This window comes from Streptomyces albofaciens JCM 4342 (genome assembly GCF_008634025.1).
Taxonomy (GTDB): domain Bacteria; phylum Actinomycetota; class Actinomycetes; order Streptomycetales; family Streptomycetaceae; genus Streptomyces; species Streptomyces albofaciens.
This window is the reverse complement of sequence record NZ_PDCM01000002.1, coordinates 4,076,594-4,087,339: the sequence shown is the minus strand read 5'-3', so window position 1 is coordinate 4,087,339 and position 10,746 is coordinate 4,076,594. Positions and strand designations below refer to the sequence as shown.

Below are 10,746 nucleotides of genomic sequence, written 5' to 3'. Positions count from 1 at the left end.
GCTCCGTTCCCCTGGCCACAGCGGGGGAGCCCTCCGGCGCCGGACGACCGATCCGGACGACCGATAACGAAAGAAAACCGCGCCCCCATACGGTCCTGGCCACCCGCCGATACCCGATCCCGAGAGCGAGACCATGGACGGGACACCCCTTTCCGACACAGCCGGCCTGCACCGCCGCAGGCTCCTCGGCCTCGGCGCGGCCGCGGCCCCGGCCCTGCTGGGTCTCTCCGCGCCCCGGGCACGGGCCGCCGGCGCGCCCGCCGTCCGTCCGCCCGCCACGGCCGGCGGGGACGGCGGGCTGCACGAGGCGAGCCTCACCGAGCTGCGGGACCGGCTGGCCGGCGGGAAGCTCACCTCGGTGGCGCTGACGCGGTTCTACCTGGACCGGATAGCCGAACTGAACCACCGGGGACCGGCCCTGCACGCCGTCCTGGAGACCAACCCGGACGCCCTCGAACTCGCCGCCACGCTGGACGCGGAACGCCGCGCGGGCAAGCTCCGCGGACCGCTGCACGGCATCCCGCTGCTGATCAAGGACAACATCGGCACCGCGGACAAGACGCACACCAGCAGCGGCCTGCGGGCCCTGCTGGGCGTCCGTCCCGCGCAGGACGCCACGGTGGTCGCCCGGCTGCGGGCGGCCGGCGCCGTGCCGCTCGGCAAGGGCAACCTGACCTCGCCGGTCAGCGGGTCGAGCGGCTACAGCCAGCGGGGCGGCCAGACCCGCAACCCGTACAAGCTCGACCGTTCGCCGAACGGCTCCAGCGCGGGCCCCGCGGTGGCCACCGCGGCCGGGCTGTGCGCCGGAGCCGTCGGGACCGAGACGATCGGCTCGATCCTGGGACCCGCGGGCGCCAACGGTGTGGTCGGCCTCCGGCCCACGACCGGGCTCACCAGCCGCACCGGCATGTTCCCCGGCGCCCGCAGCTTCGACACGATCGGACCGCTGTGCCGCACCGTGGCCGACGCGGCGCTGCTGCTGGGCGTGCTCACGGGGGTCGATCCCACCGACGCGGCCACCGCGGCGAGCGAAGGCCACTTCCTCCGGGACTACACCCCCTGCCTCAAGCCGGGTGGTCTGCGCGGCGCCCGGATCGGCGTCGTCCGGGAGGTCTTCACCGGCTACAGCCCGCACGCCGACAGCGTGCTGGCACAGGCCGTCGAGGTGCTCAAGGACGCGGGCGCGACGGTCGTCGACCACGCCGACATCCCCACCGCCCAGCAGCTGACGGGGAATTTCCAGGCGGCGCTCACGCTCCAGCTGACCGAGATGAAGCATGACTTCGAGCAGTACCTGGCCCGGACGCCGGGGACGCATCCGCGCAGCCTGGCCGAGCTGATCGCGTACAACAAGGCGCACGCGGACACCGAGTTGGAGTACTTCGGGCAGAGCGTGCTGGAAATGCTGGCCGCCTACCCGGGCACGCCGTCGGACGCCGCGTACAAGGAGGCGGTCACCACGGTGCGCCGGGTGGCCAGGGACGAGGGCGTCGACGCGGCGCTGCGGAAGCACCGGGTGGACGCGCTGCTGATGCCGACCGGCGCGCCGTCCTGGAAGATCGACATGATCAACGGCGACCCCCCGATCATGGGCAGCGCCCTCGCCGTGGGCTACGCCGGCTACCCGGCGATCAGCGTGCCGGCCGGTTTCGTCCACGGGCTGCCGGTGGGAGTCACCTTCGCCGGCCCGGCGTGGAGCGAACCCGCCTTGCTCCGCTTCGCGCACGCCTTCGAATCCGCCCACCCGGTCCGGCGTGCCCCGGCCTTCACACCGGCGAGCGTCGGACTGTGAACCCTCCGCAGGGCACGGGGCACCAGCGCGGCGCCATGCAGGCGCGGCGGCACGACGACGGCTCTCTCCAGTACTGGCGGTGATCTCCATGACTTCCCACACAGCGGTCGTGAGCGGCGGCACCCGGGGCATCGGACTGGCCCTGAGCCTCCGGCTCACCGCGCTCGGATACCGGGTGATCGCCCTCTACCGGAACGACAAGGAAGCGGCCCGGCAAGCGGAGGACGCGGGTGCGGGCCGTATCGAGGCGCTGTGCCTCGACGTGGCGGACGCGGCGTCGGTACGCGAGGGCTGCCGCCGCGTCCTGGACGAGCACGGCGCTCCCGAGGTGCTGGTCAACAACGCGGGCCGCAACCGGGACCGCCCCTTCGCCGAGCTCACCGACGAGGACTGGGACGAGGTGCTGGCCACGAACCTGTCCGGCCCCTTCCGGATGTGCCGCGCCCTCGCCCCCGCGATGGTCGCCGCCGGCCGCGGCACGATCGTCAACATCGGCTCGACGACGGCGATCCGGCCCCGCCGCGACGGCGCCAACTACTGCGCCAGCAAGGCCGGGCTGCTGCAGCTGACCAAGTGCCTGGCGCTGGAACTCGCCCCGGCGGTCCGCGTCAACGCCCTGATCCCCGGCTTCACCGACACCCCCGAGGTGACCGAGCGGTACGGCCTGGACGTACCGGAGAAACGGGAGGCGATCGTGCGCGGCATTCCACGGAACCGCATCGGCGCGACCGCGGACATCGCGGACGCGCTGGAGTTCCTGGTCACCTCCGGCAGTTCCTACATCACCGGCCAGCAACTGATCGTGGACGGCGGTCATTTCATGGGCTGAGGCCGATGGGTCCGATGGCGTCCGGTTCCGTGAAACGAGTAAGTGAGGAAGCGACAAGAATGCAACTGACGCAGCAGCAGATCGACGCATACCGCGAAAGCGGTTTCCTGTTCTTCGAGTCCCTGCTGGACCAGCGGGAAACGGACCGCCTGCGCGAGGCGCTTCAGCGGGACTGCGCCGTCCCCGGCCCCCAGCTCATCCTGGAGGAGGGGAGCGACGAGGTCCGGGCCGTCTACGCCTCGCACCACCGGCAGCCGGAGTTCGCCGCGCTGATGCGGGACCCGCGCATCCTGGAACCGGCCAGGCAACTGCTGACGGACGACGTCTACGTCTACCAGTTCAAGATCAACACCAAGCCCGCCTTCGGCGGCGAGAAGTGGTCCTGGCACCAGGACTACGCCGCCTGGCGGATCGCCGACGGGCTGCCGGCCCCGCGCCTGATCAACGTCGGCCTGTTCCTCGACGACGTGGACGAGTTCAACGGCCCCGTCATCTACCTTCCCGGCTCGCACCGCGCCGGGCTCGTGCGCGACGACCGCGACGCCTCCGCCAAGTCGGAACAGCACCTCGACCCCGACGACATCTCGCTCACCGCGCCGCAGCTCGCCGAGCTCACCGAGCGCAGCGGCATGGTGAGCCCGAAGGGCCCGGCCGGCTCCGTGGTCCTCTTCTCCCCGGAGATCGTGCACGGCTCCGCGCCGAACATGTCGCCGTTCCCGCGCCGGCTCCTCATCGCCACCTACAACGACTGCGCGAACGTCCCCACGGGGCAGGGCGCTCCGCGCCCCGAGTACGTCGTCTGCCGCGACACCCGGCCGCTGCGCAGCCTCGAATCCTCCTTCCTCGGCGAGTTCGGGGCGGTGGCGGCGTGAGCGGGACGCGAGACGCCGCGCGGAGCCGGGCGGTCGTGCTGGAAGAGTTCGGCGAACCGCTGACGGTGCGCGAGTTCGGCATCCCGTCGCCTCCCGAGGGCGGCATGACCGTGGACTGCGCCTACGGCGGGATCTGCGGCACGGACCTGCACCTGCGGGAAGGGCACCTGGACATCCCCACGCCCCTGGTCCTCGGCCACGAGGGCCTGGGCACCGTACGGGAACTGGCCGAAGGCGTCACCCACGACTCGGCCGGCGCCGCACTGCGGCCGGGAGACACCGTGATGTGGGCCTCGTCCATCGCCTGCGGCCGGTGCGTCCCCTGCGCCCAGCACCGCGAGCCCACCCTGTGCCAAAACCGCCGCACCTACGGGGTCAACCGCTCACTGGACGACGGGCCGGGCCTGAACGGGGCCTGGGCGCAGCAGATCGCCCTGCGCGCGGGCACCACCGTCGTGCGCCTCGACGACGGCATCGACCCGCTGGCCGCGATGTCGCTGGCCTGTGCCGGCCCCACCGTCGTCCACGCGCTGTACGAGCGGCGCCCGGTCCGCCTCGGCGAGGTCGTCGTCGTCCAGGGCAGCGGCCCGGTCGGGCTCGCGGCGGCGGCGCTGAGCCACCTCGCGGGCGCGTCGAAGGTGATCATTGTCGGCGGGCCCGCGGGCCGGCTGGAGGCCGCCGCGGCGGCGGGCATCGGCGACGTCCACCTGAACATCGCCGACGCCGAGGACCCCGACCAGCTCCTGGACCAGGTGCGGACGGCGACCGGCGGGGACGGGGCCGACCTGGTCATCGAGTGCGCCGGTGTGCCCAACGCCGTCGCGCAGGGGCTGCGGCTCGCCCGCAGAGGAGGCTCCTACCTCATCATCGGCCAGTACACGGACGCGGGCGACACCCTCCTCAACCCGCACCAGATCGTGTACCGCCAGCTCGACGTGGTCGGCTCCTGGGCCTTCACCGGCGCCCACCTGGCCGAGTACGTGAAGCTGCTCCCGGCCCTCACCGCGCGCTTCGGCCTGCGCGATCTGGTGACGTCGTATCCGCTGGACGAGCACGCCGCGGCGCTGGCGGCCGTCGCCGAAGGAACGGTGATCAAGGCGGTCCTCGCCAGCTGACCCCACGGCACCGGACAGTCCCAGCTCAGTCATGGCCTGAGCTGGGCTTTCCGCGTTCCGCGGCCGCCATGCCAGGACGACGGCCGGCGACTTCCCCGCGGCGACGGGGACACGGGCGTCACACGGCTGCGCTGACGGCCGGAGCCCGCCCCGCCTGCCGTACGGAGGATGTGAGCCAGGCCCTACGCCGCCGCCCGCCCGTCTGTGACCATGCCCGCATGGTCACGGAGGGGGAGCACGCCCGGTTGTGGACCGCGGCCGGGAGCGGGCAGGTCGAACTGCTCGCCGCGCGTTTCCGGCGCTTCTCCTTCGACCGGCACACCCACGAGCAGCTCGCCGTCGGCGTCATCGAGCAGGGCGCCGAGGGACTGCGCACGCCCGGCGGCACGGTGGTGATCCCCGCCGGACACCTGGTCGTCCTCAACCCCGGCCAGGTGCACACCGGTTTCGCCGCCGAGGAGTCCGGCTGGCGGTACCGGATGTTCTACTTCGACACGTCCCTGGTCGCCGAACTGGCCCGGGCCCACCTGGGCGCCGCGGACGTCTGGTTCACCGACACCGCCGTACGGGACGCCGCGCTCTTCGCCCGGCTGCGCCGCGTCCACCAGGAGCAGGAACACGACGGGGACCCGCTCACCGCGGAGTCCCTGCTGCTCGACGGCCTCACCGCGGTGCTCCGCGGGCACGCCCGTACCGGCCCGAGGGCCGCCGGGACCCCGCACGGCGGGCGGCGCGGCCCGGACCTGGCACGGCAGGTGCTGCACGACCGGTGGGCCGAGCCCGTCACCGTCGCGGAGCTGAGCGCCGCCACGGGCATGCCGCGGGCCTCGCTCATCACCGCCTTCCGCCAGGCGTACGGGCTTCCGCCGCACGCCTATCTGCTGCGCCTGCGCGCCAACCGCGCCCGCCGCCTGCTGCTGACGGGCCGGCGTCCGGCGGAGGTGGCGACGGCCGCGGGCTTCGCCGATCAGGCCCATCTGACGCGTGTCTTCAAGCGGTACTTCGGCGTGACGCCGGGAGCGATCCGGCCTGAGCCGGGGCCTGGTCCGGCCTGAGCCGGGCGGGATTCGCCCTGAGGCGAGAACGATTCGCCCCGCCCTGAGTCGGGTGCGATCCCCCCCCGGACCCGTAGCGATTCGCCCCTGAACCGGGCGCCGCCCCTCCATCGGCCCGCCCCCGGGCCCCGACTTTCGTTCAAGACGATCACCGGTCGCCCCGTGAGGCTGGAACCGCCGTGTCGCGAGAGACGACGCGAGAGACGAAAGGCGACTTCAGCGATGGTGTGGGCGATAGCGGTTTCCCCGCTCGTCATGGTGCTGGGAATGATCACAGGGCTGCGCCGCCCGGCGCACTGGGCGGCGGCCGCGGGCGCCGGGCTGGCGCTGCTGCTGATCTGGTGGCTGCCGGACTTCACCCTGCCGGGCGATGTCCTGGTCACCGGCGCCGGGGAGGCGGGGCTGCTGGTGCTCAACGCCGCCGCGGTGATGCTGCCCGGCGTGTACCTCAGCCAGGTGCTCACGCGCCGGGAGGTGCACCGGTCCTTGCGGGAGTGGGTACGCGGGCTGCCGCTGCCGGGTCCCGCGAAGATCGCGCTGGTGGTGGCGGGCATCGCCCCCACGGTCGAGGCGCTCACCGGATTCGGGGTGTCGCTGCTGGTCACCGTGCCGGTGCTGCTCGCCCTCGCACCACCCGCGACCGCGCTGCGGCAGGCCATGCTCGGCATGAACATCATGCCGTGGGGCACCCTCGGCCTCGCCACCGTCATCGGCGCCGCGCTCACGGCCACCGACCCGGCCACCCTGGGCGGCGCCACCGCGGTCACCAGCGGTCTGGTCTTCCCGCTGGTGACCGTGTGGGCCGCGCTGCTGGCCCGGCCGCGGCGCCGTCTGCGTACCGCCGCCGTGGCGTTCGCCTCGGGCGTGGCGCTTTCCCTCGGGCTGCTGGTGCTGAACCGGGCGGGAGTGGTGCAACCGGCGGGTGTGCTGGCGGGGTTGGTCACCACGGCGCTGGGGCTGACGGTGTGCGCCGTACGAAGGGCACGCACCGGCAGGGGCACCGGCACCGGTTCGGGCACCGGCACCGAACCGGCCGGCCGGCTCCTGCCGCCGCGCGCCGTCCTGCACGCGTACGGCCTGGTTCTCGGCGGCATCGCGCTGACGCGCCTGGCGGCGGCGGTGGGCGTGCCCCCGCTGGCGCTGCACGTGGGGAATTCGAGCTTCGCGCTGCTGTCCTCGCCCGGGCTGCCCCTGCTGGCCGCCGCCCTGCTGCTGGACCGTGGCCGGGCCCATGTCCCGGACGTCCGCGCCGCGTTGACCCGTGCGGGGCGGCCGCTGCTCGCACTGGCCGGGTTCGTGCTGCTCGGTCGGCTGATGGTGGACAGCGGCATGATCGGGGCGCTGGGCGCGGCGGTGGCCGCGGCGCCGCCGCTGGTCATCGCGCTCGCCGCCCCCGCGCTCGGCATGCTCAGCGGCTTCATCACCGGCTCGAACGTCGGCGGCAACGCGCTGATGATGCCCCTTCAGCAGCGCCTCGCACCGGGTGGGGCCGGGCTCGACGTATGGTTCGCGGCCCTCCAGAACAGCGCGGCGGGCCACGCCGTCTTCACCTCGCTACCGATGATCATGCTCATCCTGGCGGTGGCGGGCGACCGTGCCGGGAACGCGGGCTTGGCGGAGCACACCCTGCTGCGCTTCGGCCTGCGGGTGGCGGCGGCGGTGTACGCGGCTCTGGCGGCCACCGCCGTGTTCGTGGTCGTGAGCGCGTGAGGCCGCGTGGCGGGGCCGGGCCGGGTGACCGTAGGCGTTCTGGCCGTGCCCCGGCTACCGTTCAGCCCGGCCCCGGCCGGGATCACCGCCCTCACGAGAAGGACGTACGTGCATGGTCAACCGAGCGAAGGACGCAGCCGCGACGGAGCGCGTCGGGATCATCGGCGTGGGGGAGATGGCCCGCGCCATGGTGGAGGGCCTGTGCGAGGGGAACGAGAACCCGCCGCAGATCTTCCTCTCCCCCAGGGGAGCGGGCGCCGCGGCCGAACTGGCCGGCCGCTTCCCGACCGTACGGGTCTGCTCCGGCAACCAGGACGTGATCGACCGCGCCGCGCTGATCGTCATCGCCGTCCGCCCCGACCAGCGCGCCGAAGCCCTCACCGGGCTCACGGTTCCGGCGGACCGGGAGGTGGTCAGCGTGCTGGCCGGGGTGGCGATCGACGAGGTGCGCCGGCTCCTCGGCACCCGGGCGCCGGTCGTACGGGCGATCCCGCTCCCCGCCGTACGCGGGCGCACCTCGGTCACCGTCATCTGCCCGGACCGCCCCGCCGCCGCGGCGCTGTTCGGCACGCTCGGCGGCGCGCTGCCGCTGGCGGACGAGGCGTCGTTCAATGTCTTCTCCGCCCTGACGGGAACCATCACCAGCCACTACGCGTACCTCGCCACGCTGACCGAGTGGGCCGCGGGCCACGGCGTCCCGGCCGAGGACGCGGACCGGTACCTCCGCGGTCTGTTCCAGGACGTCGGACGGGCCCTGGGCGACGGCTCCCGGCCGCTGCCCCGGCTCGTGGGCGACCACGAGACGCCGAACGGGAGCAACGAGCGCGTCCGCACGACCTGGTTCGACGAGAAGAACGCGGCGGCGCTCAAGGAGGCGCTCGACGCCCTTCTCGCGCATCTCGGGGGAGCCGGCCGGCGGACGCCGGACATGCCTTGACGCAAATAATTCGCGTTAAGGTGGGCTGGTGAATGCCAGCAGGAGCGCGGAGTCCGCACAGGAGCGCGCACCGGGGGCCGGGACGGCGGGCGCCAAGGGTGTCCGCAAGGCCGCCCGCCCCGGTGGCCGCAGTGCGCGGGTGCAGGAGTCGGTCCACCGGGCCGTACGGGAGCTGATCGCCGAGCGGGGGCGGGACGGGCTGACCGTGCCGGTCATCGCGGCGCGGGCCGGGGTCACACCGTCCACCGTGTACCGGCGGTGGGGCGACTTGCAGGAGCTGCTGTCGGATGTGGCCGTGGAGCGGCTGCGGCCGGAGGGGCCGCCGGAGGACCACGGTTCGCTGCGTGCCGACATGAGGGCCTGGGCCGAGCAGTTCCTTGAGGAGATGGCGTCCGCGGCCGGCCGCGCGTACATCCGCGACGCGCTGGCCGGTGACCCGGACGGCGGCAACGCCGGGCAGTGTTCCCGCTACGCCGCCGAGCAGGTACGCACGGTCCTGGACCGGGCGCGCGCCCGGGGCGAGGCGGTGCCGGAGCTGGAGGCGGTCATGGACCACCTGGTGGCGCCGATGATGTACCGCATCCTGTTCCGGCCCGGGCCGGAGACCGGCCCGGGCGCGGCGGACTACGCCCGGAGCCTGGTGGAGCGGCTGCTGCCCGCCTGACGCGGGCTCGGGCTCTTACGGCACGCACGGCTGACGCAGCGCATGCGGCTCATGCTGCCCTGACAGCCCTGACAGCCCTGACAGCCCTGACAGCCCTGACAGCCTTTACAGCGGCGCGAGTTCCGGCACCGGCCGGTGGGCGCTCTCGTAGGCGTGAGCCAGCCGGAGCAGGGTGGCTTCGGCCAGCGGACGGCCGATCAGCTGCATGCCGATGGGCAGCCCCGCGCCGTCGCGGCCGACGGGCACGGACAGCGCCGGGAAGCCGGTGAGGTTGGCGGGTGCGGAGAGCCGTACGTACGCGTCGGAGACCGACTCGGCCGAGCCGTCGGCCCAGGTGAACTCCGCCTGCCCGGCGCGGGCGGCGGTGGCCGGGACGGCCGGCGCGGCGATCACGTCGATACCGCCGGCGCCCTCCGCGCCGTCGGTCCCGTCGAAGAGCGCCAGCCACCGCTGGTGCATGAGCGTCCGGGTGCGCTGGGCGCGGATGTAGTCGGTCGCCGGGACGAACTCGCCCGCCTCCAGCAGGACGCGTACGTCGTCGGCGTACAGCCCGGGCGTGGCCCGCAGCATGTCCTGGTGGTACGCCGTGGCCTCCGGGACCATCAGGCCCCACTGGGCGGCGTGCACGTACTCCGTCATCGGGACGCGCACGGGCACGGCGGTGGCGCCGAGCGCGGTGAGCGCGTCGACGGCGGTGCGGACCGCGGCCTCGACCTCGGGCTGTACGCGCTCGAAGTAGTAGTTGACGGGGACGCCGACGCGCAGTCCGGCGACCGGCGCGCCGAGGGCGCGGGTGTAGTCCTCGCGCGGGTGGGCGAGGGACGCCGGGTCGCGCGGGTCGTGTCCGGCGAGGGCCTGGAGGACCAGGGCCGCGTCGGCCGCCGTGCGGGTGAGCGGGCCCACGTGGTCCAGCGACCACGACAGGGACGTCACGCCGTGCCGGGGGACCAGGCCGTACGTCGGCTTCAGGCCGACGACGTGGTTGAGGGCGGCGGGGACGCGGATCGAGCCGCCGGTGTCCGTACCGAGGGCGAAGGTGGCCGTGCCGGCGGCGACGGCGGCCGCGGAACCGCCGCTGGAACCGCCGGGTACGTGCTCGGGCGACCAGGCGTTGCGGGTCTGCGGGGTGGTCAGCCCGTACGCGAACTCGTGGGTGTGGGTCTTGCCGGTCAGCACCGCGCCGGCCGCGCGCAGCCGCTCGGTCACGGCGGCGTCCGCGTCCGCTACGTGGTCCGCCCGTACCCGGGAACTGGCCGTGGTCGGTACGCCCGCGACGTCGATCAGGTCCTTCAGCGCCACCGGAACGCCGTGCAGCGGTCCCCGGAGCCGCCCGGCGGCGATCTCCCGCTCGGCCTCGGCGGCGGACCGCAGCGCGGCCTCGCGGGCCACCGACACGTAGGCGCCGAGCTTGGGCTCCACGGCCTCGGTCCGGTCGAGGACGGAGGTGGTGAGTTCGACGGGGGACAGGGAGCGGTCCGCGACGAGGCGGGCCGCTTCGGTCAGCGAGAGCCGGTACGGCTCGGTGGGAAGGCTGCTCATGAGGTCCTCCGGGAGGGGGTGACGCCGGGCACGGCGGTGAAGGAGGGCGCGGGCGGGGTCTCGCCCAGCGGGACGCCGCGCAGTGCGCCGAGGACCGTGTCGATGGCGTGCACGGTCGCCGCGACACCGGCCAGGCGGCCGGACGGGAGCGGCAGTCCGGCGCGCCGGGCCAGGTGGGCGAGGTGGTCGGGCGGGAGCGGGGGGTGTGCGGGCGAGGACACGGGGCCTCCGGG

General features: G+C 74.1%; 10 protein-coding genes. 8 read left to right on the top strand and 2 right to left on the bottom strand.

Translation table 11 applies throughout. From position 1 onward, the window contains the following. Positions 1-133 precede the first annotated feature (133 nt). From CP973_RS37910 to CP973_RS37875, 8 genes are all read left to right on the top strand, one after another. Positions 134-1,792, top strand: coding sequence for an amidase (locus CP973_RS37910; protein WP_150249134.1), 1,659 nt, complete (start codon positions 134-136; stop codon positions 1,790-1,792). A gap of 88 nt (positions 1,793-1,880) precedes the next feature. Further along, complete coding sequence (locus CP973_RS37905; RefSeq protein WP_150249131.1) at positions 1,881-2,621, top strand: SDR family NAD(P)-dependent oxidoreductase; 741 nt, start codon at positions 1,881-1,883, stop codon at positions 2,619-2,621. Positions 2,622-2,680: 59 nt separating this feature from the next. After that, positions 2,681-3,493 (top strand): phytanoyl-CoA dioxygenase family protein, encoded by an 813-nt coding sequence (locus CP973_RS37900; protein ID WP_150249128.1) that lies wholly within the window; start codon positions 2,681-2,683, stop codon positions 3,491-3,493. Next, positions 3,490-4,608 carry a zinc-binding dehydrogenase gene (locus CP973_RS37895; protein ID WP_208853378.1) on the top strand — a complete coding sequence of 373 codons (1,119 nt, stop codon included), beginning with the start codon at positions 3,490-3,492 and terminating at the stop codon, positions 4,606-4,608. The genes CP973_RS37900 and CP973_RS37895 overlap by 4 nt, the downstream gene beginning before the upstream one ends. A 218-nt stretch (positions 4,609-4,826) precedes the next feature. Continuing rightward, the gene (locus CP973_RS37890; RefSeq protein WP_167538590.1) at positions 4,827-5,663 is read left to right on the top strand and encodes an AraC family transcriptional regulator; all 837 of its coding nucleotides are present in this window, start codon (positions 4,827-4,829) and stop codon (positions 5,661-5,663) included. Positions 5,664-5,885: 222 nt separating this feature from the next. Further along, positions 5,886-7,373: an L-lactate permease gene (locus tag CP973_RS37885; RefSeq protein ID WP_150249123.1), complete on the top strand. Its 1,488-nt coding sequence runs from the start codon at positions 5,886-5,888 to the stop codon at positions 7,371-7,373. A 112-nt stretch (positions 7,374-7,485) separates the two neighbouring features. Further along, positions 7,486-8,310: an NAD(P)-binding domain-containing protein gene (locus CP973_RS37880; protein ID WP_150249120.1), complete on the top strand. Its 825-nt coding sequence runs from the start codon at positions 7,486-7,488 to the stop codon at positions 8,308-8,310. Between the two features lie 139 nt (positions 8,311-8,449). After that, the gene (locus tag CP973_RS37875) at positions 8,450-8,974 is read left to right on the top strand and encodes a TetR/AcrR family transcriptional regulator (protein WP_150250842.1); all 525 of its coding nucleotides are present in this window, start codon (positions 8,450-8,452) and stop codon (positions 8,972-8,974) included. A gap of 105 nt (positions 8,975-9,079) precedes the next feature. Here the strand turns inward: CP973_RS37875 and CP973_RS37870 are convergent, their stop codons facing one another. Further along, positions 9,080-10,513 carry an amidase gene (locus CP973_RS37870; protein WP_150249116.1) on the bottom strand — a complete coding sequence of 478 codons (1,434 nt, stop codon included), beginning with the start codon at positions 10,511-10,513 and terminating at the stop codon, positions 9,080-9,082. After that, a complete protein-coding gene (locus tag CP973_RS37865; protein ID WP_150249113.1) occupies positions 10,510-10,734 on the bottom strand; it encodes a hypothetical protein in 225 nt (74 codons plus the stop codon). The genes CP973_RS37870 and CP973_RS37865 overlap by 4 nt, the downstream gene beginning before the upstream one ends. Positions 10,735-10,746: the final 12 nt, after the last annotated feature.

What these genes read in the sequence shown, in the direction of transcription:
- CP973_RS37910 (WP_150249134.1), top strand. Translation starts at nt 134, where the DNA reads ATGGACGGGACACCCCTTTCCGACACAGCCGGCCTGCACCGCCGCAGG.
- CP973_RS37905 (WP_150249131.1), top strand. Translation starts at nt 1,881, where the DNA reads ATGACTTCCCACACAGCGGTCGTGAGCGGCGGCACCCGGGGCATCGGA.
- CP973_RS37900 (WP_150249128.1), top strand. Translation starts at nt 2,681, where the DNA reads ATGCAACTGACGCAGCAGCAGATCGACGCATACCGCGAAAGCGGTTTC.
- CP973_RS37890 (WP_167538590.1), top strand. Translation starts at nt 4,827, where the DNA reads ATGGTCACGGAGGGGGAGCACGCCCGGTTGTGGACCGCGGCCGGGAGC.
- CP973_RS37885 (WP_150249123.1), top strand. Translation starts at nt 5,886, where the DNA reads ATGGTGTGGGCGATAGCGGTTTCCCCGCTCGTCATGGTGCTGGGAATG.
- CP973_RS37880 (WP_150249120.1), top strand. Translation starts at nt 7,486, where the DNA reads ATGGTCAACCGAGCGAAGGACGCAGCCGCGACGGAGCGCGTCGGGATC.
- CP973_RS37870 (WP_150249116.1), bottom strand. Translation starts at nt 10,513, where the DNA reads ATGAGCAGCCTTCCCACCGAGCCGTACCGGCTCTCGCTGACCGAAGCG.